The organism is Salegentibacter sp. BLCTC, from assembly GCF_015143665.1.
Lineage (GTDB): Bacteria > Bacteroidota > Bacteroidia > Flavobacteriales > Flavobacteriaceae > Salegentibacter > Salegentibacter maritimus.
In genome coordinates, this window is sequence record NZ_WYEW01000002.1 from 241,785 (window position 1) to 268,140 (window position 26,356).

Annotated in this window: 20 protein-coding genes; 3 read left to right on the forward strand and 17 right to left on the reverse strand. The window is 36.9% G+C overall.

Annotated features, from left to right (window positions below; all coding sequences use genetic code 11):
- Nucleotides 1-94: 94 nt before the first annotated feature.
- The 7 genes from GUB10_RS03155 to GUB10_RS03185 all read right to left on the reverse strand — a co-directional run bounded on the left by GUB10_RS03155 (nt 95) and on the right by GUB10_RS03185 (nt 7,563).
- Nucleotides 95-1,315, reverse strand: coding sequence for an Nramp family divalent metal transporter (locus GUB10_RS03155; protein WP_193709987.1), 1,221 nt, complete (start codon nt 1,313-1,315; stop codon nt 95-97).
- A complete protein-coding gene (locus tag GUB10_RS03160) occupies nt 1,315-2,466 on the reverse strand; it encodes a DUF2891 domain-containing protein (protein WP_193709988.1) in 1,152 nt (383 codons plus the stop codon). The genes GUB10_RS03155 and GUB10_RS03160 overlap by 1 nt, the downstream gene beginning before the upstream one ends.
- 169 nt (nt 2,467-2,635) lie before the next feature.
- A complete protein-coding gene (locus GUB10_RS03165) occupies nt 2,636-4,174 on the reverse strand; it encodes a YifB family Mg chelatase-like AAA ATPase (RefSeq protein ID WP_193709989.1) in 1,539 nt (512 codons plus the stop codon).
- A 48-nt stretch (nt 4,175-4,222) separates the two neighbouring features.
- Nucleotides 4,223-5,083: an N-acetylglucosamine kinase gene (locus GUB10_RS03170; RefSeq protein ID WP_193709990.1), complete on the reverse strand. Its 861-nt coding sequence runs from the start codon at nt 5,081-5,083 to the stop codon at nt 4,223-4,225.
- Nucleotides 5,084-5,174: 91 nt separating this feature from the next.
- Nucleotides 5,175-6,173 carry a type I glyceraldehyde-3-phosphate dehydrogenase gene (gap, locus tag GUB10_RS03175; RefSeq protein WP_193709991.1) on the reverse strand — a complete coding sequence of 333 codons (999 nt, stop codon included), beginning with the start codon at nt 6,171-6,173 and terminating at the stop codon, nt 5,175-5,177.
- 19 nt (nt 6,174-6,192) lie between these two features.
- Nucleotides 6,193-7,179 (reverse strand): 6-phosphofructokinase, encoded by a 987-nt coding sequence (pfkA, locus tag GUB10_RS03180; RefSeq protein ID WP_193709992.1) that lies wholly within the window; start codon nt 7,177-7,179, stop codon nt 6,193-6,195.
- A gap of 123 nt (nt 7,180-7,302) precedes the next feature.
- Nucleotides 7,303-7,563 (reverse strand): alpha-glucosidase C-terminal domain-containing protein, encoded by a 261-nt coding sequence (locus GUB10_RS03185; RefSeq protein ID WP_370591068.1) that lies wholly within the window; start codon nt 7,561-7,563, stop codon nt 7,303-7,305.
- A 149-nt stretch (nt 7,564-7,712) separates the two neighbouring features.
- Between GUB10_RS03185 and GUB10_RS03190 the strand changes: the two genes are divergently transcribed.
- Complete coding sequence (locus GUB10_RS03190; protein ID WP_193710020.1) at nt 7,713-7,823, forward strand: alpha-amylase domain-containing protein; 111 nt, start codon at nt 7,713-7,715, stop codon at nt 7,821-7,823.
- A gap of 601 nt (nt 7,824-8,424) precedes the next feature.
- The gene (locus tag GUB10_RS03195; RefSeq protein ID WP_193709994.1) at nt 8,425-10,980 is read left to right on the forward strand and encodes an adenosylcobalamin-dependent ribonucleoside-diphosphate reductase; all 2,556 of its coding nucleotides are present in this window, start codon (nt 8,425-8,427) and stop codon (nt 10,978-10,980) included.
- A gap of 259 nt (nt 10,981-11,239) precedes the next feature.
- On the opposite strand, the gene GUB10_RS03200 is transcribed toward GUB10_RS03195, so the two are convergent.
- From GUB10_RS03200 to pabB, 9 genes are all read right to left on the reverse strand, one after another.
- The gene (locus tag GUB10_RS03200; protein ID WP_193709995.1) at nt 11,240-12,136 is read right to left on the reverse strand and encodes a hydroxypyruvate isomerase family protein; all 897 of its coding nucleotides are present in this window, start codon (nt 12,134-12,136) and stop codon (nt 11,240-11,242) included.
- 203 nt (nt 12,137-12,339) lie between these two features.
- Nucleotides 12,340-13,044 (reverse strand): NUDIX domain-containing protein, encoded by a 705-nt coding sequence (locus GUB10_RS03205; RefSeq protein ID WP_193709996.1) that lies wholly within the window; start codon nt 13,042-13,044, stop codon nt 12,340-12,342.
- 211 nt (nt 13,045-13,255) lie between these two features.
- Nucleotides 13,256-14,932 carry a sodium/sugar symporter gene (locus GUB10_RS03210; RefSeq protein WP_193709997.1) on the reverse strand — a complete coding sequence of 559 codons (1,677 nt, stop codon included), beginning with the start codon at nt 14,930-14,932 and terminating at the stop codon, nt 13,256-13,258.
- Nucleotides 14,933-15,014: 82 nt separating this feature from the next.
- Nucleotides 15,015-16,010, reverse strand: a complete 996-nt coding sequence (locus GUB10_RS03215; RefSeq protein ID WP_227740288.1) for an aldose epimerase family protein — start codon at nt 16,008-16,010, stop codon at nt 15,015-15,017.
- 10 nt (nt 16,011-16,020) lie between these two features.
- On the reverse strand, nt 16,021-17,844 hold the full coding sequence (locus GUB10_RS03220) for a DUF885 family protein (RefSeq protein WP_193709998.1): 1,824 nt from the start codon (nt 17,842-17,844) through the stop codon (nt 16,021-16,023).
- 3 nt (nt 17,845-17,847) lie between these two features.
- Nucleotides 17,848-19,695: a CocE/NonD family hydrolase gene (locus tag GUB10_RS03225; protein WP_193709999.1), complete on the reverse strand. Its 1,848-nt coding sequence runs from the start codon at nt 19,693-19,695 to the stop codon at nt 17,848-17,850.
- Between the two features lie 196 nt (nt 19,696-19,891).
- Nucleotides 19,892-21,910 (reverse strand): thioredoxin family protein, encoded by a 2,019-nt coding sequence (locus GUB10_RS03230; RefSeq protein WP_193710000.1) that lies wholly within the window; start codon nt 21,908-21,910, stop codon nt 19,892-19,894.
- Nucleotides 21,907-23,217, reverse strand: a complete 1,311-nt coding sequence (tilS, locus tag GUB10_RS03235) for a tRNA lysidine(34) synthetase TilS (protein ID WP_193710001.1) — start codon at nt 23,215-23,217, stop codon at nt 21,907-21,909. The genes GUB10_RS03230 and tilS overlap by 4 nt, the downstream gene beginning before the upstream one ends.
- Before the next feature lie 96 nt (nt 23,218-23,313).
- Nucleotides 23,314-24,612, reverse strand: coding sequence for an aminodeoxychorismate synthase component I (pabB, locus tag GUB10_RS03240; RefSeq protein WP_193710002.1), 1,299 nt, complete (start codon nt 24,610-24,612; stop codon nt 23,314-23,316).
- 209 nt (nt 24,613-24,821) lie between these two features.
- Between pabB and GUB10_RS03245 the strand changes: the two genes are divergently transcribed.
- Nucleotides 24,822-25,778: a sterol desaturase family protein gene (locus tag GUB10_RS03245; protein WP_193710003.1), complete on the forward strand. Its 957-nt coding sequence runs from the start codon at nt 24,822-24,824 to the stop codon at nt 25,776-25,778.
- Here the strand turns inward: GUB10_RS03245 and GUB10_RS03250 are convergent.
- Nucleotides 25,775-26,323 carry an NADPH-dependent FMN reductase gene (locus GUB10_RS03250; RefSeq protein WP_193710004.1) on the reverse strand — a complete coding sequence of 183 codons (549 nt, stop codon included), beginning with the start codon at nt 26,321-26,323 and terminating at the stop codon, nt 25,775-25,777. The two genes, GUB10_RS03245 and GUB10_RS03250, sit on opposite strands and share 4 nt — an antisense overlap.
- Between the last annotated feature and the right edge of the window lie 33 nt (nt 26,324-26,356).

Consider the following 26,356-nt stretch of genomic DNA (forward strand, 5'->3'; position numbering starts at 1 on the left):
CTATAGCAATAGATTAAAATCAAGCTTAAGACCTATTAATATAAGATTTTAGAAAGCTTACAGTAAGATAAATTGACTAATTCCACACAAATTATTAAAAGCTTTGTAAAACGCTTAGAATCGCTTTAATCCCTAAAAATACGGAAAGCGCAATAACAAGTATTCCCAGTATATTTTGCAGTTTGGAATTGCGGTGTTTACCCAAAACCGAAGCTTTATTGACTACCCAAAATAAGAAAATGGCAATAACAGGCAATAGGATTCCGTTAGCGATTTGAGCAAAACGTATAATTTCAATCGGATTAATTTGCAGGGAAGAGAAGAAAACGCCTAAAATAAGCACTGAAGCCCAAACCATTTTAAATTTTAATGATTTCATTCCCCCCTTCCATCCAAAACAACCTTTTACTACGTAAGCGGCCGCCAAAGGTGCTGTAATAGAAGAAGTGATTCCGGCAGCCAAAAGCCCCAAAGACATAAACCAGGTGGCAAATTTTCCAAATAATGGCTCCAGGCTCACCGCCATATCAGCTGCAGAATTTACATTAGTTAATCCCGAGGAAGCCGCACTAATAAGAATCGCCATAGAAACAGTACCACCAAGAATTATAGAAACTATAAGTTCTTTCCTGGCAATAGATAAATAGGAAGCTTCTTTCCATTTTTCACTAACAAGAGAAGCGTGTAAAAACAAGTTATAAGGAACCACCGTTGTACCTACAATAGCCATTACCGTAAGCAAACCGGCAGCATTGCTTGTTGGAATAAGTCCGTTTAAAATTTCTAAAATATCCGGTTTTGTAAGAATAGCAGTAAGCACAAAACTTATACTCATTAATAAAACCAGGCCAATAAAGACCTTTTCAAGGGTTTTATAACTACCGGTAAACAAAAGTATAAAAGCGACAGAGCCAATAAAAATACTCCAAAGGTTGAGCTTAAAATCGCCAAATTTGATGTTTTGAACTCCGAAAATAGCTTCAGCCCCTAAAACGGCACCGGTTATATTACCTGTTTCGTAGGCAGCATTACCAATAACTATCGCTGAAAAAATAAGAATAATCGCTAAAACCCTGAAAATTGGTTTTTTGATCTCTTCCCGAATAACATCGCTTAAACCTTTTTGAGAAACCACACCCAACCTGGCTGCCATTTCCTGTAAGATTATACAGGAAAAAATAGAAAGTAATAACGCCCAAAGCAGGCTATAACCAAATTCAACCCCGGCAAGTGTACATACTGTAACTGTTCCCGGACCAATAAAAGCCGCAGAGACCAGTATTCCCGGACCCAGATTTTTAAGGAAATTTCGCACTATAGGCCTTTAGATTCCTGTAAGGCATAAATAGCAAAAGACCCCAACCAATGGCCACCTTCGTAGCTATCGCCTACCAAATTGGGGAAGGAGTAAGCCATATGCTTATCGGCCAGACCTTTTAAATGAGAGAACTTTTCAGGATATTGATTGATAAGTCCGTAGAAAACCCAGGCACGACTAAAGTTAAGTCCGTCAAGGTGTACCAATTTTCCATCAGTCCTATCTGAAACTTCCCCAACTTTCATTTGAAAATCTTCCGATCTCAATTGCGGAAGAAAATCATCCAGCCACATTTCAAACGCATTTTTAGGCAGAACCCGGCGCATAATATTTATTTCTTCCAGGCAGGGAGAAAGAAAATCGAAACCACTAGGTTCCCAGCTTAAAGGACAATCGTCGTCTTTTAAATAAAAGTCTTTAGCGCGTTTTGAAATGAGCTGTTCTAACTCGGCGTTTTCTGCAGCAATAGCATAATCGTAAGCAAAGCTAAGTCCGAAGGCCGTATTGGTGTGCTCCCCCACTCTAATAGGGTAATTCAATTTTGGCAGGAATTCTATATATTTTTCAACTATAAGATTGGTTAAAGGAGCTAAATTTTCACTAAGCTCATCTGCAAGAGGATCGTTCCAGGTTTCTAATTCTTCAGCCAATTTTAATAGCCAGGCCCACCCGTAGGTACGCTCAAAAGAAGCACTCTCCTCTCCTTTAAAGTACGCTATTTCCCCCTGAATATTTTCTGCAGAAAGAGACTCCTTTAATTTTCGTCTAATAGTTTCTGCTTTTTCCAAATCGGGAAACTGTTTCAGCAAGCTTAACATAGACCAATGTGCATGCACGGAAGAATGCCAATCGAAACACCCATAAAATGCCGGGTGAAGCTCTGAAGGCTCACCCAATGCTTCTTTATTCTCCAAGGTTTGGCCCAATTTATTTGGATATTCGGTATTAATGCAATTTAACGGAAGCTCCGCCAGGTTATTTGCTTCATTTAGCGTAAATTCCACCCGATTTTCTTCAAGCAATTCACCATTTAAAATACTTTTGTCTATAATACTATCGTTATCAATTTTTGAAGCATCTTTCCCTTCAGGGTCACCTTTACAGGCAAAAATTAAAATCAATATTAGCAAGGATAAACTTTTTTTCATAATAGTCCGGTCTTAGCAAACAAACTCCTTCAAATGCTCTCACGAGCCAACGAAAGGTTAAAACAAGCTGAATTTAAATATATGTATTTCTTTAAGAGGTAAATATAAATTAAAAGTTGACAAAATTTAAAGAGCAAAGCTTTTAAAAATATCAAAATTTACTTAAAAATCAACCTAGCCACCCATCGCGATCCAGGCTTCGGTATTGAATAGCTTCACTGATATGATTTCCATGAATATTCTCTGAGTTTTCTAAATCGGCAATGGTTCTGGAGACTTTTAAAATACGATCGTAGGCACGTGCAGAAAGGTTTAAACGTTCCATCGCGGTTTTAAGCAATGCTTTTGAAGCCTCGTCTAAAGCACAAAATTCCCGAATTTGCCCTACACTCATTTGCGCATTATAATGAACCGAATCGGATTCTTCAAAACGTTGGGTTTGAAGCTGGCGTGCCTGTGTTACCCTTTTCCTAATTTCCACACTGCTTTCACCCCGTCTTTCTTCACTTAACTTTTCAAATGGCACCGGGGTCACTTCAATATGAATGTCTATTCTATCTAAAAGAGGCCCGCTAATTTTACCTAAATAACGTTGCATTTCTGCGGGAGAAGATGTTGCCGGCGCATCTGGATCATTAAAATAACCACTGGGACTGGGGTTCATACTAGCCACCAACATAAAACTCGAAGGATAAGTTACGGTAAATTTAGCCCGGGAAATAGTAACCTCCCTATCTTCCAACGGTTGGCGCATCACCTCTAAAACACCTCGTTTAAATTCGGGTAATTCATCTAAAAACAAAACCCCATTATGAGAAAGCGAAATTTCACCCGGTTGAGGGTAAGCTCCACCACCAACCAGCGCTACATCTGAAATTGTATGATGGGGACTCCTAAAAGGTCTTTGAGACATTAAACCTACATGCTCCTTCACCCTTCCCACCACACTATGTATTTTTGTGGTCTCCAGGGCTTCATGCAAACTCATTGGAGGCAAAATACTAGGCAAGCGTTTAGCAAGCATGGTTTTCCCTGCTCCAGGAGGACCTATTAAAATAATATTGTGTCCACCGGCTGCAGCTATTTCCATACAGCGCTTTATAGATTCCTGACCTTTTACATCGGCAAAATCATGTTCCGGATGATCCAGGCTTTTATAGAATTCTTCGCGTGTGTTTATTAAGGTAGGTTCTAAAGCTTCATCTTTGTCAAAAAAGTTAATGACTTCGGTGATATTTTCCACCCCATATACATCAAGTCCGCTTACTATTGCAGCCTCTTTTGCATTTTGTTTAGGAAGGATAAAACCTTTAAAACCCTCTTCCTTAGCCTTAATAGCAATGGGCAAGGCTCCCTTTATAGGTTGTAAGCTTCCGTCTAACGAAAGCTCACCCATAATAATATAGTTTGATATATTTTTAGCATTGATTTGGCCTGAAGCTGCCAAAATCCCAAGACTTAAGCTAAGGTCGTAGGCAGAACCTTCTTTTCTAAGGTCTGCCGGTGCCATATTAACAATAATTTTCTTTCCGGGAAATTTATACTTGTTATTCTGAAGGGCTGCCGCAATTCTAAAACTACTCTCCCTTACGGCATTATCGGGTAGCCCTACCAGATGATAACCAATACCAGTTGCCACATTTACCTCTATGGTAATTGTTGTAGCCTCTACCCCAAATACAGCACTCCCATAAACCTTTACTAACATTTAAGAACAAAATTTCCTAAATGTACTAAATTTTATAAGAAAAACTTACTATTTAGCAACAAGCACTTTTTCTCTATAATATTCTATTAACCCATCAATGGGTCTACGTACAATATTTCCTATTTCAATCCCGTAAGGTTGCGCTACTGCCCGTATGATATCTTCGCTAAAATGAGCAATTGTTCCAATAAAGTGTACCGGTGTATTTTGCGCTTGTTTGTAACACATTACGCGAGAATGCATAAAATCGGTAATACCCTCGTGAACTAATTTATAGAAATATCCATTACGTTCGTTAGAAAAGATAAATTCAGCAAATGATGCTAAATATGTATTTGGATTTTCCTTACGATAAAGGTTTTTCTTAATCTCATCAGAATCAAGATTGTATTTCTTACCGAATTCTACTGAAAGTTCAGGAGGCATTCTTTTGTAATAATAATCTCTGATAAGCCTTTTTCCAAAATAGTTCCCACTAGCTTCATCCATAAGAATATATCCCAGGGAATCAACTGACTGATGTATATCTTTACCGTCAAAGAAACAGCTATTGGATCCTGTACCAAGAATACAAACAATTCCAGGCTCTGTAGTCGCCGCATAAACAGCAGCCACCATATCTTCCAAAATTATCACTTCCTCTACATTGGTGAAGAAATTGGTGAAAATTCCTTGCAATAGTTTACTAGGTGTTTCAGTACCACAACCAGCACCGTAAAAATGTACTCGTTCTACTTTATCCTTTACTTCTCTTAAATCGGCATTTTCTTCAACACGTTGTTCCAGCACTACCTCTGGAAATACCGCGGGATTTAAGCCTTTAGTACGGGTTCTAAGTAATTCTTCTCCCGTTGCACTAAGTAAAATCCAGTCGCATTTTGTTGATCCACCGTCAGCTATTAGTATCATTTATATGAATATGATTTAAATTAAAAAGCCTGAGGAAAGCGCTAAGAGGAAAAACCTAAGCATAACTTTCTTCAGGCTCTAATGTAAAATATTAAATTGAATTAACGTGTGCCGCTAAATCCAAAAGTTTGGCTGAATAACCATACTCGTTATCATACCAAGCGATTAGTTTAAAAAAGTTATCGTTAAGAGCTATACCAGCTTCAGCATCGAAATTACAGGTATGTGCATCTGATACGTAATCTTGAGAAACAACAGCATCCTCTGTATAAGAAATCACTCCATTGTAAGAGCCTTCTGAAGCTTTTTTGAATGCAGCTTTTACATCGTCGTAACTTACAGATTTTTCTGTTTTAACTGTAAGGTCTACCACAGAAACATCGGCAGTTGGAACTCTAAAAGCCATTCCGGTAAGTTTTCCATCTAACTTAGGAATTACTTTACCTACTGCTACGGCTGCTCCAGTTGAAGAAGGTATAATATTCATAAGTGCACTTCTACCTCCTCTAAAATCTTTTGCTGATGGCCCATCTACTGTAAGCTGAGTAGCTGTAGTTGCATGAACCGTGGTCATTAAACCTTCAACAAGACCAAACTCATCATCTATTACTTTGGCAAGTGGTGCAAGACAGTTAGTTGTACAAGAAGCATTAGAAACTATAGTATCTTCCGGCTTTACATCCTGGTGGTTTACACCCATTACAAACATAGGTGCGGTTTTAGAAGGTGCAGAAATCACAACTTTCTTAGCACCTGCTTTAAGGTGGGCACTTGCGCTATCTTTTTCTTTAAAAATTCCGGTACAATCAACAACAACGTCTACTCCTACATCTCCCCATTTAAGGTCTTCTGGATTTTTTTCTGCTGTAATACGAATATCTTTACCGTTTACTACAAGGTTTCCGTCTTTAACAGCAACATCTCCTTTAAATTTACCGTGAACAGAGTCATATTTCAGCATATATGCCAAATGATCTACATCTAACAAATCGTTTATTGCTACAACTTCTACGTCACTTTTTTCAGCCGCGATTCTAAACGCTATACGTCCAATTCGGCCAAAACCATTAATTCCAATTTTTGTACTCATAATTTAAATTTTAAAAAATTTACACAGAAGTGATGTTTGCCACCCTTCTTAATTCCTGATCAAATTCCCTGTCTTCTTTTAAAGCGGTTTCCAAAGGCACATGCACCACTTTTTTATGATCCACTCCCACCATGATATTGGTTTTACCATCGGTTAATGCTTCAACCGCACCAACGCCAAGCTTACTGGCCAGAACACGATCAAAACAACTTGGGGAACCTCCTCTTTGAATATGACCCAGCACAGAGACTCTAATATCATATTCTTTGTGACTTTCCGAAATAACTTCGGCTAATTGAAAAATATTTTTACCACTCTTCTCACCTTCAGCTACTACGATAATACTGGAAGTTTTTCCTGATTTTTTACTTTTCTCCAAAGACTCCATCATTCGCTGAATCCCGCCGTCTTCTTCGGGAAGCAATACTTCTTCGGCACCAGCCCCAATACCACTATTCAAAGCAATATCTCCTGCGTCACGCCCCATAACTTCAATTAAAAACAAGCGGTTATGAGAACTTGCTGTATCGCGAATCTTATCTATAGCCTCTACTACCGTATTTAAAGCGGTATCGTAACCTAAAGTATAATCGGTTCCATTAATATCGTTATCTATGGTAGCAGGAATTCCTACAATTGGAAAGTTGAATTCACCACTAAAGTAAAGGCCACCCGTAAAGGTTCCGTCACCTCCAATGACCACCAAAGCATCTATACCGGCATCCGAAAGGTTCTTGTAAGCTTTCTTTCTTCCTTCTTTAGTTTTAAATTCTTCAGATCTGGAAGATTTAAGAAAAGTTCCTCCTTTATTAATAATATTCCTAACCGATCTAGCGGTAAGATCTTCAAAATCCTTTTCTATAAGCCCCTGGTAGCCTCGGTAAACACCAACGCACCCCAGGTTATAATATGAACAGGATCTAACAACCGCTCTAATGGCGGCATTCATCCCGGGAGCATCTCCACCGGATGTTAAGACTGCTATTTTATTAATTTTCTTTGCCATTAGGTCAAAGCTATTTTAATTCTACCATATAACCTAATTTCCTAAAAAACTAAAACGTTTTCGGTTAATAACTAAGAAAAATAACTTTTTGCGAGACCTGTTTTTATTTTTTTAGTAAAAAAATTATTTATTTATCAAGATCAGATACTCCCAGGCTTCTAATTTCATATCTTTTTCTTTTGAGATTGTAAATGTCTCTCCTGAAAAATAATTTTTAAATATTCCATCTAATTGAATATTAAAATTGATATTTTTCTTACTCATATTCGCTATAAAAATGAGTTTTGCCCCGTCTTTTTCTCTCTTAAAAGCCAAAGCTTTTTCTTCTTCTGAAGTTTTATTTTTTTTTAAAGAAAAAGGCTTATGATTATTAAAGAAGACCAATTAATAGGAATACACACGCTTTTTATAAAGTTTAAATGAATTTATTTCTAAAAAACAAAAGGATACAAAAAAAACCGAGATTAATTATATATATTAGCGACCAAAATAATTAAACGGAAAACGTTCAAATTAATTGAAATAGTGTTACTATATTAAACAACAGTAACAACTCAAATTATGTCCCTACCTCCGATGAAAACGGAATGGTCACGATTGAAGCTCCGGCGAATGGATATTCAATTTATTCCATAACAAAATAGGTTTTATTTTGAATTTTCATAGGTGTTAATTCAAAGATTGGCTGGTTGTTAGCTCAACCAGCCTCTTTATTTTTATAAACCCGCGTTTTTCTTAAACCAGATTAGCCTTTTTTTTCAGACTTTGCCACCCCTAAAAATTAATTGATATCGGCCGGTAGGAAATCATTGGCTGTGGTGACATAGTATTAAACCCCATTTTTCACATTCAATTATTTATTGGCACCGCCAAAGGATATAATATCCCGAGGCTTTCTTCGAAATTAAAAACTTGTTTCCAACGAATGCCTCGTTGGCTTACCCAGAGGTAGTTTACTAATTAATTAAAATTAAAACACTGTAACACCTCAATTTATAACAAAAAATAACATTTAGGTCGTTTAAGCTTAACAAAAAAGCAGTTATTTAATGCACAAGTTTAAATTATATTTTTTTACAAATTTGTCAACTTACAAATGTTGATAAATTTACAATTTACTGATAAACAGTTTATTAACAATTTTTGTTTGATAACTTTTTTCAACAGGATTTTATATTCTTATACTTCTTTGTCTATATTTACAGTCTGCTTGAAACTATTACTAATCCAAAATCTAAAATTAATATGGGTGTGAACACTACTACCGCCACTCCTAAAATCTATAGCCAGGAAGAGGCCTTTAAAGCTTCGCTTGACTATTTTAAGGGAGATGATTTAGCCGCACGGGTGTGGGTAAATAAGTATGCGCTTAAAGATTCTGAAGGGAATATTTATGAGCTTACGCCAAACGATATGCATCGTAGAATTGCAAAGGAAATTTCCCGTGTAGAGCAACGCTACCCAAACCCAATGAGTGAAGATGAGGTTTTTGACCTTATTAAAGACTTTAAATATATTGTTCCCCAAGGTAGCCCTATGGCGGGTATAGGAAACCCCTATCAAATTGCATCCCTTTCTAACTGTTTTGTTATTGGCAACGATGGTGATTCAGACTCTTATGGCGGAATCATGAAAATAGACCAGGAGCAGGTGCAACTTATGAAGCGTCGTGGTGGTGTTGGGCATGACCTATCTCATATTCGCCCAAAAGGATCGGCAGTTAAGAACTCGGCCCTTACATCTACCGGGATAGTTCCTTTTATGGAACGTTACTCTAACTCTACCCGCGAAGTTGCCCAGGACGGCCGTCGTGGAGCACTAATGCTTTCGGTTTCTATAAATCACCCTGATTCTGAAGACTTTATAGACGCTAAAATGGAGCAGGGCAAGGTAACCGGGGCCAATGTTTCAGTGAGAATTGATGACGATTTTATGCGTGCGGTTAAAGAGGAGCGCAATTATGTTCAGAAATATCCAATTTTTAGTGAAAATCCTAAGAAATCTAAAGAGATTGAAGCCAATAAGCTTTGGAAAAAAATAGTACATAACGCCTGGAAATCGGCAGAACCGGGAATCCTTTTCTGGGATACGGTAATTAACGAGTCGGTACCAGATTGTTATGCAGATCTTGGTTACAAAACGGTTTCAACTAACCCTTGTGGTGAGATTCCACTTTGTCCTTACGATTCTTGCAGGTTATTAGCGATAAACTTATTTTCTTATGTAGAGAATCCGTTTACGAAAGATGCTTCTTTCAACTTTGAACTTTTCAAAAAACACATCGCAGCTGCGCAACGTATCATGGATGATATCATTGATCTTGAACTAGAAAAGATTGATGCTATTCTTGCAAAAATTGAAGCAGACCCTGAAGGAAATGAAATTAAAGGTGTAGAATATAACCTTTGGAAGAATATACAAGCCAAAGCAAAAGAAGGTAGAAGAACCGGAATAGGAATCACCGCAGAAGGTGATATGTTAGCCGCTTTAGGTATAAAATATGGAAGTGACGAAGGTGTAGATTTTTCAGTAGAAATACATAAAACCATTGCTTTAGAAGCATATAGAGCTTCAGTTTACGCCGCGAAAGATAGAGGTGCTTTTGGAATTTTTGATTCTGAAAGGGAAAAAGAAAATCCATTTATCCTTCGACTTAAAGAAGCCGATGAGAAATTGTATTACGATATGCTGGAATATGGTCGTCGTAATATTGCATTACTCACTATAGCCCCTACCGGAACTACCAGTTTAATGACGCAAACAAGCTCTGGAATTGAGCCGGTATTTATGCCTGTTTATAAAAGAAGAAGAAAAGTAAATCCGAACGATAAGGATTCACGAGTAGATTTTGTAGACGAAGTTGGCGATTCATGGGAGGAATACGTGGTTTTCCACCACCGTTTTAAAGAATGGATGCAAGTAAACGGTCACGCCATAACCGATGATTATACGCAAGAAGAATTAGATAAGTTGGTTAAAGCTTCTCCTTACTATAAGGCTACTTCTAATGATGTAGATTGGCTAAGCAAGGTAAGAATGCAAGGGGCAGTACAAAAATGGGTAGACCACTCTATTAGTGTGACTATTAATTTACCAAACGATGCCACTGAAGAATTGGTAGGCGAATTATATCTAGAGGCCTGGCAAGCAGGCTGTAAAGGTGTTACAGTATACCGTGATGGTTCTCGTTCTGGAGTTTTAATTTCTAATGATGAGAAAAAAGAAGAAACAGAAGAAGAAAATAATACACCATTCCCAACTACACGTCCGCAAACATTAACCGCAGATGTAGTTCGTTTCCAGAACAATAAAGACAAATGGATTGCTTTTATTGGCTTGATAGACGACAGACCTTACGAAATATTTACCGGTTTTGCCGACGATGAAGAAGGAATTTTATTGCCTCGTTGGGTTACTGAAGGTGTTATTATTAAAGCCAGAAATGAAGACGGAACTTCTCGTTACGATTTCCAGTATCAAAATAAACGAGGGTACAAGACAACTATTGAAGGCCTGTCTCATAAATTTAATCCAGAATACTGGAATTATGCGAAATTAATCTCTACTACTCTTAGGCATGGTATGCCAATTGAAAAGGTAGTAGACTTAATAAGCAGCTTACAACTGGACAGTGAATCTATAAACACCTGGAAAAATGGAGTTGCCAGAGCCTTAAAACGCTTTATTGCAGATGGTACTGTTGCAAAAAAACAAAAATGCCAAAATTGTAATTCATCTAATCTTATCTATCAGGAAGGTTGCCTTACCTGTCAGGATTGCGGTTCTTCTAAATGTGGATAGATAGCTCTTGTTAGATTAGATAAAAAACAGCCTTTTGAAAATTTCAAAAGGCTGTTTTGTTTATTGCTCTAAAATATTTTAAAATGAACTCTCAAAAATACTATCACCAAGCTTGTCTTGATTAGAGCTTATTTGAATTATTTAAAAGTTAAAATAAATTCAGTGTAAAGAATGTATAAACTAACCTAAGCCGTTTTATATATTTTTCGTTTTCTAAGTTTATTTAAATGATATTCCCTCGCCATTTTTATTTTTGAAACTAAACATCACAAATTTCAATAGCCTTTCTTAGCGATAAAATTTCATCAGGGTTGGTGGGAATAAATTCCTGGGCTACATAACCGGTAAAGCCGGTATCTACAATTGCCTTCATAATTGCCGGATAAAATAACTCCTGAGTATCATCAATTTCGTTTCTCCCCGGAACTCCGGCTGTATGATAATGACCAATATAGTTATAGTTCTTTTTAATACTAGCAATTATATCACCTTCCATAACCTGCATATGGTAAATATCAAAAAGAAGTTTAAAATTATCTGCCTGGATTTCTTTAGCCAGGGCAACTCCCCATGCGGTGTGATCTGCCATATAATCGGGATGATCAACCTTACTATTAAGAAGCTCCATAACCAGAGTAACATTTTTCTTTTTTGCATACTTCAGTAGTGGCTTTAATCCTTTTGCACAATTTTTAATTCCGGTTTCCTCATCCATACCTCGTCGGTTTCCAGAAAAAACAATCACGTTTTTTATATTATGCCTGGAAGCTTTATTAATTAAGCCGCGATATTTTTCCTGAAGATTACTATGATTTTCCGACTCATTAAATCCGTTTTCAATACTGGCAAAATCATCAGTAGCCATAGAACAAACCAATCCATACTCCTCTACTGTATCCCACTCGGAAGGTTTTAGAAGGTCTATTGCCTGAATCCCCATGCTGGCACAGGTTTTTGCAAATTTATCTAAAGGAATATCCTGAAAGCACCAACGACATACCGAATGCTTGATGTTGTTTTTAGGCTTATTTAACAAAGTGTTATTGTCTATATAATTCATAGCAGCAAAAGAAGAGGCTACACCACCAATACTTAAAACTCCTGAGCCTATGGCAATGCTTTTTAAAGCATCTCGTCTTGAAAAATTTTTATTCATAATAATTGGTTTTGGCTGGTTACTATTTTCGAGATAAAAACTGCGAGCTTTTAAGCTTAAAAGCAATTATCTCAGTAAATTGTAATTTGCAAAGCATTTTACAATAAGTGTAAATTTTACAATTATTATTTAGAAAAAAATTTTTCGATAAATTATTTTTTAAATTTTTCTTAACTAATTTTTACATGCTGTTTTTTTAGGTCTTAGGCTATTTTAAAATCATAACCTGACTCTAGAAGCTCCTGATAATTCTCATGATCAAATTTATAGAGAAAAGCCCCTCTACGGGAAGTAGATTTATCTTTTTCGTCTAGTTTTACGAGCACATTAAGAGATAACACCTTTTTACGAAAGTTTCGTGCATCCAATTCTTTCTGGTAAATAGCTTCATAAAGCTGTTGTAACTGCGGAATAGTAAATTTTTCAGGGAGTAATTCAAAACCAATGGGTTTATACCTTGCTTTTCTTTTTAATCGCTCTAAAGCATCTTCCACCATTTGATTATGATCCAATACCAATTCTGGTAATTTATCTATTTCATACCAATGTGCCCCATGCTTTTTAACCAGTTCTTTATCATATTCATCTAATCTAATCAATGCATATTGCCCTATGGAAATTGAACGAAAACCGGGATCCCTTTCAGCTTTGCCGTAGCTTCTAAGTTCTTCCATAAACACATTTTCCAAACCGGTGATTTCTGTTAGCACACGTTTTGCCGCCTGATCTACATCCTCTTCCAATCTTACAAAACTCCCTATTAAAGACCAGGAATTTTTTAAAGGTTCAACCCTTCTTCTAAATATTAATAGCTTTAGTTTACCTTCATCGAAACCAAAAATTATACAATCGGTAGCGACATACATTTTATCGTTCTTACTGTAAAAATCTTCCTGGAGTCGAATCATTTATATTTTAAAAGTTTGGGTTTACATAGGTTATCCCTTAAAAATACTCAGGATTAAAAAATTATTATTTCTCAATTAAAAACCTCTTATTAGTTCCGAAAGCATCATTTAAGATATATTCCGTAAAAAGAGAGATTGTCTAAAAAGCCTTAAGTATATACGTAAATTTCAAAGTTTAAAGACTTTCCAGACAATCCCTTTATTTTTTTATTTACCAGAACATGGCGTAAAGCATAGTAACAATTAAAAGGATTGCAAAGGCACCAATATTAAATGCCGGGCCAGTATTAAACAATTTACTGCTAAGTTCAATCCCTTTTTCGTGATCACGCCCTTTATTTTCAGCCAAACTAATTACTACCATAATCAGCATGGTTAACAACCAGGTTATCATCATTTGATGCATAAACGGAAGGGTTACAAATATAGCACTGTCTATCCATCCGTTAGGTCCTACCTTAAAGAATAAAGCGATTGGGATAGAAGCCAGCACACCAAATATAGCAGCTTTGTTTGTGGTCTTTTTCCAGAATAAACCTAACATAAATACGGCTAAAATTCCGGGACTAACCACCCCTGTATACTCCTGAATATACTGGAATACCTGACCTAAGTTCTTTAATTGCGGAGCAAGAATTACGGCTATCACCAAAGCAGCAGTTGCAGAAAGCCTTCCTACTTTTACAAGATTCTTTTCCGAAGAATTCTTACCAAAATATGGTTTATAAATATCCATGGTAAAAATAGTGGCTGTAGAGTTAAGCATAGAAGCTACCGAAGAAACAATAGCTGCAGCAAGAGCTGCCAATACCAATCCTTTTAAACCTGCCGGCACAAATTCCTGAATAAGCCATGGGGCGGCGTTATCATTTATAATATTTCCAGTATCACTAAAGAAAGAACTATCGGTAAAATCCAGGGAAATAGCACCATCTGGTCCCGTATTCATTACGAAGGCAATAATCCCGGGAATAACTACAATTAACGGAACAATTAACTTTAAGAATCCCGCCAGGATAATCCCTTTTTGCGATTCCCTAAGGCTTTTTGCTGCCAGGGTACGCTGAATAATATATTGGTTAAACCCCCAATAGTATAGGTTTGCTACCCATAAACCTCCAATTAAAACAGCAAGGCCTGGAAGGTCCCACCAGGCATCCTTTCCATTTGGTGTTATGATTTCACCTTTATCAAGAATCATAGAAAATTTTTCGGGAACCTGCTCGTAAACCGCAACCATTCCAGAGATTACACCACCATCTTCGGTTACGTGAGACAATGCGATAAAGGTAGTAATAAGCCCTCCAATAATTAGTAATACCACCTGTACAACATCGGTCCAGGCCACTGCCGAAAGTCCGCCATACAAAGAATAAGCAGCCGCAAAAAAAGCAAGACCAATAATTGCATATATAAAGAAAGAGCCATCACCGGTACCCATAATAGTATCTAGCGCAGTAGCTCCAAGATATAGTACCGAGGTTAGGTTAACAAATACAAAAAGGCAAATCCAAAAGACTGCCAAAATTGTTTTTAAATTAGAGCCATACCTAACTTCTATAAACTCCGGGATAGTATACAAGCCTTTATCAATAAAAATGGGCAGGAAAAATTTCCCAACCAATAGTAAGGTAATTGCCGCCATCCACTCATAGGAGGCAATGGCAAGGCCAATAGCAAAACCCGAACCCGACATACCTATAAACTGCTCGGCAGAGATATTGGCAGCTATTAAAGATGCTCCAATGGCCCACCAGGGCAAGCTTTTGTCTGCCAGAAAATAACCTTCAGAAGAATCTCCTTTTCCTCGTGAAACGTACAAACCTACGCCCACAATTAAAAGTGCATATGCTGCAAAAATAATTTGATCTAGTAATCCAAATTCCATAAGTAAGCTGTTAAAAACCCATATTTAATTGGGTGTTAAAATTAAATGTTAGAAAATTTTATAAGGGTGAAGTTCAAACTTGTTATTTCGAGACTAAAAACTTATAACTTATTCTGTTATAATATGTTTCTCCTGGTTTTAATACGGCATCAGGAAAGTTCCTAAAGTTTGGGGCATCAGGAAAATTCTGAGCTTCCAAACATAGCGAAGGATACTCTTCTGCAATTGGCGTATAATAATTTAGGTCTTCGGGAAGAGTCTCAGGAGCATAAGCTACCATGGCTTTTTGATTGGTCTTTACCTCCATTTTTATGCCGGTTAATGGTGCAAAAAGCCTTGCAGCCACTTCATCTTCTCCAGATTTTAATACAAAACTATCATCCAGGCTCCTATTACCAATTAATTTACTTTCGCTAAAGTTTTTAGGGTGCTTTTTTAGTTTGGTTAAATTTCCGGTTGGCATTAAGTTTTTATCTACCTCCAAAATCTTTTCAGCATTAATCTTTAAAAAGTGATCGCTTATACTTCCTCCGCCATTAAGGTTAAAATAAGTATGATTCGTAAGGTTAATCACCGTCTTTTTATCGGTGTGTGCCGAATATTCTATTTGCAGTTCATTTTCTTCTGTAAGGGTGTATTTCACTTCAACCTCAAGGTTTCCGGGATAATATTCTTCTCCATCCTTACTAAGATAAGATAGTGTAACCGAAGGGTTGGGGGCTGTAGTTTCCTCCTTAATTTCCCATATTTTATATTGAAAACCTTCCCGGCCACCATGCAAATGCACTCCATCCTTTTCAAAAAGCTTATAAGTAGTTTCATCCAATTCAAACTCGCCATTAGAAATCCTACCTGCGTAGCGTCCCACTGAAGCACCAAAACATTTATTGTGCTCTTTATAAACCGAACGAATAAATTCTTCTGCACGGGGACTCACTACTACGTTTACAAGGTTCCCGCTTTTATCTTCCAGTTTAAATTTAAGCACTGCAGCACCGTAGTTTAGAATATCCAATTGGCTACCTTTGTTATTTACAAGGCTTACGGTTTTAAGGTCTTCTTTTTGTAAAATTTTCAATTTCTTTATTTTAAAGGTTATTTTTAGAAATCCAGGCGTTTACTTTTTCTGTAAGGATATTCAAAGGTAAGGCTCCATTAAGAAGAATCACATCGTGAAACTCCCTAATATCAAAATCTTCTCCTAATTGCTCCTTAGCATGCTCCCTTAGCTCTAAAATCTTATTCATTCCAATTTTATAGGCTGTTGCCTGGCCGGGCATTACAATATGCCTTTCTACCATTTTAATACAATCACTTTCAGCATTTGGGGTGTTCTCTTTATAATAGGCTATCCCCTCTTCCCGAGTCCATTTCTTAGCATGAATTCCGGTGTCTACTACCAGCCTACAAGATCGCCAAAGCTCCATGGCTAATCTTCCAAAATCTGAATAAGGATCCCGGTAATAACCTATTTCCTTTGGCAACAATTCACTGTAAAGTCCCCAACCTTCAACATAAGCCGTGTAAAAACTAAATTTTCTAAACTGTGGCACATCCTCTAATTCCTGCGCGATAGCAATTTGCATATGATGCCCTGGGATACCTTCGTGATAAGCCAAAGCTTCCATTTGGTAGGTAGGCATTGCCGCCATATCGTATAAGTTTGCATAATAGGTTCCCGGTCTGGAGCCGTCTTTTGCCGGTTGTTGATAAAAGGCTTTTCCTGCACTTTTCTCCCTAAAAGGCTCTACCTGCTTTACTACCAATGCTGCATTAGGAGTAGTTTTAAAAAGTTTATCTAAATCTCCTTTCATCGTATTGATGATAGCTGTAGCCTCTTTTAAGTATTTTTGCCTCCCTAAAGAATCATTGGCATAATAAAATTGCTCATCTTCACGCATAAACGCAAAGAAATCCTGCAATGTTCCTTTAAAACCAACTTCTTCCTTTATTTTTTCCATTTCAGCATGAATTCGGGCAACTTCGTTTAATCCTATTTCATGAATTTCATTTGCTGAAAGATTTGTAGTAGTGTTTGTTTTTAAAGCATAGGCATAAAACTCTTCCCCTTTTGGAAACTTCCAGGCTCCCGCATCGCTATTTGCTCGTTTTTGTTGGTTTTCCAGAAACAAAATTAAAGCTTCATAAGCCGGTTTCACTTTTTTAATGAGCGCAGTTTCAGCTTTGGCCACCAGGTCTCTTTTTAGGTCACCAGTAATTTTAAGCTCGTTTATTTTTAATTTAAAATCTTCAAGCAAAGCGCTGTTCTCTGAAGATTTAACAAAGGGTTTAGCCTTAATCAAATTTCTACTGGATTCCAAGACCCTATCAAAAACAAATTTTGGAGGTATTACACCATTTTGTTCTCGTAGTTTTAGGTTTCCAATAACGTCTTCCATTACCTTAGGAAACCCCTCTAGTCTTGAAATATAAGCTTCGGCATCACTTATTGAATCTATACGGTGCATATTGATTAAAAAAGCGGGAAGCTCTGCATGGTAGCCATGCATTTGGTTTACCGGGTAATTGTAAAACCTATAATTATAATCTTCTAATTGATTTTTCTGCTTTTGAAGATACAACTCATAGCTTAAACGAGTTTTTTGGTTTAGGCCGGAGGCATCTATTTTTTTTAAGTATTCTAAACGTCTTTTTGCCTTATTACGTTCTTCTACGTACTTTAAATGAGAAAAATCGTCCCATTTCCCATAGTTGGTTTTTTGCCCAAGCCGGGTTTGCATCATGGGAGATTCAGCCACATCCTTTTGAAACTCTTCCTCAAAATACCGATTCAATTCGGCCGAATTTGCTTCAATTTCTTCTGCGGAATAATTTTCTTTTTGCTGATTACAGGAAATAATAAAAACCAGAATGCCAAAAAAGAAGATTTTATGAATTAGTCTGAAGCTCATAAGTTATTCTTTAATTACTGAAAATTCTATCGAAGAATCCCCAAAAACAGTATGGGTTTGGGCCTGAAAATCTTCTACTTCAGCTTTAAAAATATTAGGCACATAAGTTTGCGGGTTTCTATCTATAAGCGGAAACCAGGTACTTTGAACCTGAATTTGCAATTTATGGCCTTTTTTAAAAGTATGATTAATGTCCTGAAGCGTGATATTCACCTCTGTTTTCTTATTCGGTTCAAATGGCTCTGGGTTTTCGAAACTATTTCTAAACCTACCGCGCATCACTTCACTGCGTACCATCATATGGTAATTATCCATATCTAAATGTTCCATGGTCTCCTCATAATCTTCGGCAGCTGGTGGATAAACATCTATTACTTTTACAACCCAATCTGCCGCAGTTCCGGTAGTGGCCACTTTTAACCGGGCTTTAATCTCCCCGGTTAGTTTTAAATCTTCTTCCAAAACTTCGGTTTCAAATACCAACACATCGGGCCTTCTAGCCGCGAAGCGCTGGTCTCCCGTCATATATTCCCTTGGCGTAAATACAGCTTTTATTTCGTTATTGTAAGAAACCGGTTTTGCCGGGTCACTTACAAAGCTTTCTTTATTATTGGTAGCTTCTAAGCTTAGATCCTGATTATCCCCAAGATAGAAAACTTTCTTTTCTGTGTTTTTTGGAGGCCAGGCAGGATAGGAGTTCCATTTTTTGGCCCCGGTATCGTAAACATAGGCTTCTGCAAGGTCTAAATCTCCTTTAGCATCGCCTTTTAGAAAATGATTAAAGAATTTAGTTTCAATATTCTTTTGGTAATCTTCAGAGATATTATCACCAAAATATACATTCCCTACGGCCTGTCTTTTGGTTTGCCTGGCCCAATCGCCGTGACTCCAGGGACCAAAAACCATAATATTGTAGTTATCGCTGGTTTCTTCAATCTTTTTGTAGGTATTAAACGGGCCATAAAGATCTTCGGCATCAAATAAACCACCCACAACCATAACCGCTGGTTTAATGTCTTCTATATGCTGGATAATTCCGCGAGATTGCCAAAACTCGTCATAATTAGGGTGCTCTTTTAGTTGTTGCCAAAAAATATTGTCTTCGCCATAATATTTATCCAGGTTACTAAGAGGCCCTACATCTAAAAAAAACTGGTACTGATCTTGCGTTCCTAATTCGGGTAAACTGTACCAGCTTTCGGTAGTAGGCCCGGTTTTATCGTATCCAAAAAGTGCCGTTGCCCGCCAATAACTTAATAGATAAGCTCCATTATGGTGAAAATCATCAAAAAAGAAATCACCAATTCCCGCTTGCGGTGACGAAGCTTTTAGGGCCGGATGCGCATCTATCAAAGAAGCCACCGCATAATGCCCGGGGTATGAAATGCCCCATGTTGCTACCCTGGCATTATTGTTTTCTACATTATTAATAAGCCATTCTATAGTATCGTAAGTATCACTGGACTCATCAAATTCATTTCCTTTTTTATTGGGGATTATAGCACGCATATTGTCGTACTTTCCCTCGCTCATCCAACGGCCACGAACATCCTGATAAACAATAATATTGCCCTCTTTCATCAAATACTCATTAGGCCCAATTAAGGAGCGAAATTGATCTTCGCCATAGGGTCTTGAGCTATATGGAGTACGCTGCATTAAAATTGGATATTCTTTAGAAGTATCTTTTGGAGAGTAAATAGTAGTGTGCAGCCTGGTACCGTCGCGCATGGGTATCTCCACTTCTGTTTTATTGTAATGTTCTTTTACATTATATTCTTCCTGCGCATGAACACAAAAAGTTAAGAAACTAAAAAACAGAAATATAACATTAAAGCGGAGTGATTTCATAAATAAGGCAGATTTTAAGCCCCCTAAGATAGAAATTACACCGGTAAACCTAAAAGAATTTTACTCGATAATCGAGTTTTAAATAAATTAGGACTTGATTTTAAATTAAATACAAATTCTAATCAATAACTTTTAAGCCTGCCAGGAAATAAATTCAGGTTAATCAGTACATGGTTTATACAAATTCTTAAGAGGTTTATTTCGATGTTTCCTGAAACTTTGCAAGTCCCTCCTTTAACCACGCCAGATATTCTGAAGCCTTTGGGGTATAACCTACCGGTTCATTCAACATATCAACTTCGTTATCTAAAAGCACATAAAATGGCTGGGAGTTATTCTTAAAGTTCAGCGTTTGAAAAGTAGCCCATTTATCACCAATAGTTTTAATGGGTTTTATACCACCTTGCGGCTTCATATAATTAAATTGTGCTTCTTCCGGAAGTTCTTTTCTATCGTCTACATAAAGAGAGATAAGTACATATTCATCATTCAATATATCAAAAACTTCAGGGTCGCTCCATACCTGTTCTTCCATTTTTCGGCAATTCACACAAGCCCAGCCGGTAAAATCTAGAATAATAGGCTTATTTTGCTGGCGGGCAGCTTCCAGGCCTTTATCCCAATCTTTATAAGCTTCCAAACCTAAAGGTGCTTCGGTTCCTTTATCGTAGATACTATAAAATAAGGGTGGAGGAAAACCACTAAGCAATTTAAGGTTTGCTGCAGAAGTATTGGTTAAACCCGGAATTAAATAAAGTACAAAGAAAAAAGTAACGACACCTGCTCCAAACCTGGCTTTACTAATCCTCTTTTTAGGACCATCGTGCGGAAAGCGAATAAGCCCGAATAAATAAGCCATAAGTCCCAATCCTACAAGCACCCAAATTCCTATAAAAATCTCACGCTTTAAAAATCCCCAATGCTCCACAAGGTCGGCATTAGAAAGAAATTTAAAGGCTAAACCTAGTTCGATAAAGCCTAATGTAACTTTTACGGTATTTAACCAACCACCACTTTTTGGTAAAGAATTAAGCCAATTGGGGAATAATGCGAACAATGCAAAAGGCAGTGCCAGGGCAAGGCCAAAACCTCCCATACCCATAGACAATTGCATAGCTCCGCCATCGCTGGTTAATGAGCCTCCAAGTAGCGAACCTAAAATAGGGCCGGTACAGGAGAAAGAAACCAAAGCAAGGGTAAGCGCCATAAAAAAGATCCCTACAATTCCCCCTACACTAGAAGCTTTATCGTCCATTTTATTGCTCCAGGAACTAGGTAAGGTAATCTCGTAATACCCGAAAAAGGAGAAAGCAAAAATGATAAAAATGATAAAGAAAACGATATTTAGCGTAACATTTGTAGAAATATTATTAAGTATTTCGGGGTTCACACTGTCTAATAAATGAAAAGGCAGGCTAAGCAAAAGGTAGATGGCGAATATAAAAACCCCATAAAGAATGGCATTTACCAACCCTTTTTTTCTGTTTTTAGCGCCTTTTGTAAAAAAAGAAACCGTTAACGGAATCATAGGAAAAACACAGGGAGTTAAAAGCGCAATTAAGCCCCCTACAAAACCAAGCAGGAAAATATTTAAAAAGTTATTTCCTTCTTCTTCCTCTTCGGGAGCAAATTTTTCCATTCCTGAAACATTAATATTCAATGCTTCGGTAAGTTCTTTATCTTTTTCTGAAATTTCCAGATTGGTAAAACCTTCGGTAATTTCATTATCCTGAAGGGAAATATTAAAACGTTCGGTATCGGGGGGCAAACATTTTTCGTCATCACAAACAGAGAAATAAATCTCGGCAACAATCTTAGGATTACTCCCGGGTTGCACTTTAATTTGCTGTGTAAAAACAGCTTCACCTTCAAAATAGGTAATATCGGCTTCAAAAACCTGGTCGTAAATAGGTGCTACATCAGGTTCTTTGGTATCTTCTATTAGCTCATAATTTTCCTCTTCATAATTATAGGAAAACGAAGTAGGTATTGGTGCGATATCAATATCGGCTTCTTTTTGGGAATATAAATGCCAACCTTCTTCCAGGTTTGCCGTAAAAACCAAATTAAATATGCTATCGTTTTCTTTTTCTACGGCAGCTTCCCAGGTAATAGGATCGTCCATTTGGAAGTCTTCGCTACCATCGTTAAAATATTGCGCCTGTAACTGAAGAAATGGAATAAAAAACAAGAGCAGACTCGATAGATATTTCATAAACTAAAAGTAATTTTTATTATTTTTTGATCGGGTGAAGTTATGGAAAACCGTCTATCGGCCCGCTGATTTACCACCCAAACAATTTTTTCGCCAGAGCACAGCAACCAGCTGTTTTCTTTTTGCGGCAAAGATAATTTTTTGTTTTTAAAGAAGTCGCTTAACTTTTTCTTTCCTTTCATACCAAAAGGATAAAATATATCCCCCTGCTGCCATTTTCTAACTTTAAGAGGAAATTCCAGTTTATCGGGATCTACATAAATGCAATTTGAAACTTTCTCATCTATATCAGCTACTTCTAAAAATGAAAATGTTCCCATAGGAAGCATCACAAAATCTTCATCTTTGGAGATTTCGTAAATTTTATCTTCGGTTTTAGCAATTTCTGTAAGCAACAAGTAATCCCTATCTTTCACTAACCTGTGGGAAGTAGAAAAAACCATTTTACCGGGTTGAGCGTCTAATAAATGGTACACATCATTCCACTCGGTAAAACCAAAAGATTTTAGTAATTGGTATAAAACTGCAGCCTTATTAGGGATTTTTTTTAAATAATTTATATCCAGGCTATAGCCATAATCTGTTTTCTCAACAATTTTTGGATAAAGCAAGCTTAAATAATCCTCAACCAATTGTTCATTTTCTTTTAAATGCGATTGGGTCTTTAAAAAAGTATCTAAAAATTGCGGGTTCATTTCTTGTAAAATAGGTACCAGATCGTGCCTTATTTTATTGCGAAGGTATTTAGTGGAGGCGTTGGTACTGTCTTCCTTCCATTCAATAGTATTCGCTATGGCAAAAGCCTCAATTTCCTTTCGGGAAAACTTCAACAAAGGCCTTATTATGTAATTGCTATCCACATTTATTCCGCTTAAGCCCTCCAAACCGGTTCCCCTTATTAAGTTAATAAAAAAAGTTTCCAAGTTATCGTTGGCATGATGTGCGGTTAAGATAAAATCAAATCGATGTTTAAGGCGTAGCTCTTCAAACCATTGGTACCTGAGTTCACGTGCCGCCATTTGGGTAGAAAGCTTATTGTCTTTTGCATATTTTACAGTATCAAAATTCTCTACAAAAAGCTCTGCTTGCAGTTCTTTTGCAAGATTGGCAACAAACTCTTCATCGGCTTTACTTTCTTTGTCCCTGAGATTAAAATTACAATGTGCCAGGCTCAAATCCAGTTTAGCTCTTTTACATAGATGAGTAAGAACCACGCTATCTACACCCCCACTTACGGCAAGTAAAATTTTACTGTTACACAAATAAGGAAATTGTGATTTAATCTCGTTTTTGAAAGCTTTTTCCATAAGAAATCAAAGATACAAAAACAGTTGGCAGTGTTTTAGCAAGCAGCAGGCGGAAATTAGAATACTGGTTTTTATAGCAAACTATATCGATCTATACTAAGAAAGCACCTTTCTCATAGCCAGGGCTTTTAGCAAGCATTCTTCGTACTCCTTCTCTGGTATAGAGCCGGCAGTAATTGCGCCACCTACCGAAAAAGACACATATTTTTTATTCGAATTATATAAAATACTTCTTATAACCACATTAAAATCGAAATCGCCCTCTGGGGTAAAATAACCTACTGCCCCACTATACAATCCGCGTTTGGTTTCCTCCAGCTCTTCAATAATTTTCATTGCTGAAATTTTTGGAGCACCGGTCATGCTCCCCATGGGAAAAGTAGCCCGCAACGCCTCTACCGGTGGAATACCATTATCAATTTCAGCCGAAATGGTAGAGATCATTTGATGCACTTGTTTAAACGAATAAACTTTACAAAGTTCATCTACGTTTACACTGGCTTTTTTCGCAATTTTAGAAAGGTCGTTTCTCACCAAGTCTACAATCATCACGTTTTCAGATTGTTCTTTGGGGTCTTTTGAGAGTTCTTCGGCAATTTGAAAGTCTTCTTCGGGATTTTTAGAACGCCTTGCGGTACCTTTTATGGGCTGGGATATTAATTTAGAGCCTATCTTTTTTAAATAGCGTTCTGGAGAAGCCGAAAGCAAACAATGCTCTTCCAATTTTAAAAAAGTAGCAAAGGGAGGGCCCGAAATTTCGTTAAGGTCCCGAAATACTTCAAATGGTTCTATTTCCCTGTTGTCTACAAAAAATTCCTGACAAAAATTAGCTTCATAAATATCGCCACGCTGAATATAGGCGAGCATTTTATCAAGCTTTTGCAAATATTCTTCTTTTGAAATTCGGGATTGTATTTTCGCTTTTAAATCATCTCTTTTCGGTTGATGGCTATCGGCGACTGAGAGGTTTAAAATTTCACTGAAATCTTCTTCTATTTCATCATCCAGCATTCTTAGGTAGCGCATTTCCAATTGATCGCCTTTTAGCAAAAATAATTTTTGAGGCTGAAAAAAATAAAGATCGGGAAAAGCTAAACCATCAAAATTCTTAGAAGAAAGATTTTCCACGTCATTCTTAAGGTCGTAAGACAAATAGCCAAAAATCCAGTCTTTGGTGGTTTGCTGGTACTCCTGAAGCTTTGCAAAAGCCTGGTGATAATCGGTTTTTACAGCTGTAAATGCGCATACGGCCAGCAATGCATCAAACTCTCCGTGATTTTGATGATAATTATTACTATCTAGCCACGCAATTTCCTCAAACCGCTTGCTCCATTGTAAAAGTTGCTTTTTAAACCTTAAAGGCTCTTTTAAAGTAAAGATAGTTGTTGTGCGCACCGACTATTAATTTGGAGCGCAAAGGTAAAAACAATTTAACGTAGTGCCTACTTTAATTCTTTTGCAGTTTAGCTTAAAAGCTTTTTAAAATATCGGCATTTAAAATTTTACAGAAATAGGTGTAAATACTTATTGCGGTTCAAATAAAAATCTTTACTATACCAAATCGTGATTACGTGCACGATAAAAATAAGAATTAACTATTTTCTATGCTTACAGATACTGAAAAACTTACTTTAGCCGATATTGAAAACCTTGACTTCACAACTGTTATTTGGGTAGTAGCCCCACTAATGTTCTTTTTTGTACTACTTGAATTTCTTATTGGAAGAAAAAAATATAAAAACCTATACTCCGGAAAAGATTTTCTTGCCTCTACTGCCATCGGGATTGGAAATTTAATTTTGAACGGTTTTATGAAAATTGGGGTTTTTATGGTGTTTCTATTCTTTTTTAATTTGGCTCCCTTTAAAATACCACATACCTGGTGGTCTTATGTTTTATGTTTAGTTTTATTGGATTTCAGCAGATATTGGGCACATAGATTGGCGCATGAACAACGGTTTTGGTGGTCCACACATGTAGTACATCATTCTTCTGAACATTATAACCTATCTACTTCTTTTAGATTGTCCTGGACACAGAATTTAAAAATAATCTTTTTTCTACCTGTGGTTTTATTAGGTTTTCATCCCCTGGTATTTTTTATTGTACATCAACTGGAAGTGCTGTATCAATTTTGGATTCATACCGAATTGATTAAAAAATTACCCAGACCTATAGAATATGTATTTACCACACCATCGCATCACCGGGTTCATCATTCGGTAAATGAAAGGTATTTAGATAAAAATTACGGCTCTACTTTTATAATTTGGGACCGGTTATTTGGAACTTTCCAGGAAGAAGATGAAAAACCTCGTTATGGCATCACCAAACCGGTAAACTCTTACAATCCCTTTTTCCTGGTTTTCCATGAATGGATTGAAGTTGGTAAAGATATATGGAGAGCAAAGTCGCTTAAAGAAGCCTGGATTATTCTATTTGGCAGCCCCGTTGATAAGCATAAAGAAGATATGGGAATTACCGGGAAAACTGAAGCCGAACTAAACAATTTGGGAAAAGCCAATGAGAAATTTACTCCTGAAATAAAAAAAGCAAATTAACTGTATTTGTCAGATTTCAATTGGTGAGAGAATGTGGTTAATACATCTTCTATTCCCATATCCAGCACCTCGTTTAGTATTTTTTCGTTTTTAAAATTATCCTGAAAAGATGGTAGACTAAAACTTTCTATTACCTCGCCGCCAAATCTTGGTAAAATACCTTTTGTATATTCTAGCGCAGATGCTGCCCCTCGCCTACCTGGAGAAGTACTAATTAATAATATGCGCTTATTGGCCAGAAAATTACGGTCTAATCGTGAGAGCCAATCTATCATATTTTTAAAATAAGCAGATACATTCCCGTTATGTTCGTTCACGGCAAGAAGCAGGGCGTCGTGCTCCTGGATAATTCTATTGATTATTTTAACACTTACAGGAATACCTTTTTCCCTTTCCCTATCGGCACTATACAAAGGTAATTCATACTGACTGAAATCCTGGATTTTGATGTCGTGGCCGGCAAGCCTTTTGGCCACGTGCTGTAATAATTGAAAATTAATTGAGGTACTGCTATTAGAACCGGCAAAGGCAAGAATTTTTTTCATCTAAATTATTTTGATTAAAAATAAGGAAATAAA

Excerpts from the sequence above, each read along its gene's own strand:
- GUB10_RS03160 (WP_193709988.1), bottom strand. The coding sequence starts at position 2,466 with ATGAAAAAAAGTTTATCCTTGCTAATATTGATTTTAATTTTTGCCTGT.
- GUB10_RS03165 (WP_193709989.1), bottom strand. The coding sequence starts at position 4,174 with ATGTTAGTAAAGGTTTATGGGAGTGCTGTATTTGGGGTAGAGGCTACA.
- GUB10_RS03170 (WP_193709990.1), bottom strand. The coding sequence starts at position 5,083 with ATGATACTAATAGCTGACGGTGGATCAACAAAATGCGACTGGATTTTA.
- gap (WP_193709991.1), bottom strand. The coding sequence starts at position 6,173 with ATGAGTACAAAAATTGGAATTAATGGTTTTGGCCGAATTGGACGTATA.
- pfkA (WP_193709992.1), bottom strand. The coding sequence starts at position 7,179 with ATGGCAAAGAAAATTAATAAAATAGCAGTCTTAACATCCGGTGGAGAT.
- GUB10_RS03195 (WP_193709994.1), top strand. The coding sequence starts at position 8,425 with ATGGGTGTGAACACTACTACCGCCACTCCTAAAATCTATAGCCAGGAA.
- GUB10_RS03200 (WP_193709995.1), bottom strand. The coding sequence starts at position 12,136 with ATGAATAAAAATTTTTCAAGACGAGATGCTTTAAAAAGCATTGCCATA.
- GUB10_RS03205 (WP_193709996.1), bottom strand. The coding sequence starts at position 13,044 with ATGATTCGACTCCAGGAAGATTTTTACAGTAAGAACGATAAAATGTAT.
- GUB10_RS03210 (WP_193709997.1), bottom strand. The coding sequence starts at position 14,932 with ATGGAATTTGGATTACTAGATCAAATTATTTTTGCAGCATATGCACTT.
- GUB10_RS03220 (WP_193709998.1), bottom strand. The coding sequence starts at position 17,844 with ATGAGCTTCAGACTAATTCATAAAATCTTCTTTTTTGGCATTCTGGTT.
- GUB10_RS03225 (WP_193709999.1), bottom strand. The coding sequence starts at position 19,695 with ATGAAATCACTCCGCTTTAATGTTATATTTCTGTTTTTTAGTTTCTTA.
- GUB10_RS03230 (WP_193710000.1), bottom strand. The coding sequence starts at position 21,910 with ATGAAATATCTATCGAGTCTGCTCTTGTTTTTTATTCCATTTCTTCAG.
- tilS (WP_193710001.1), bottom strand. The coding sequence starts at position 23,217 with ATGGAAAAAGCTTTCAAAAACGAGATTAAATCACAATTTCCTTATTTG.
- GUB10_RS03245 (WP_193710003.1), top strand. The coding sequence starts at position 24,822 with ATGCTTACAGATACTGAAAAACTTACTTTAGCCGATATTGAAAACCTT.
- GUB10_RS03250 (WP_193710004.1), bottom strand. The coding sequence starts at position 26,323 with ATGAAAAAAATTCTTGCCTTTGCCGGTTCTAATAGCAGTACCTCAATT.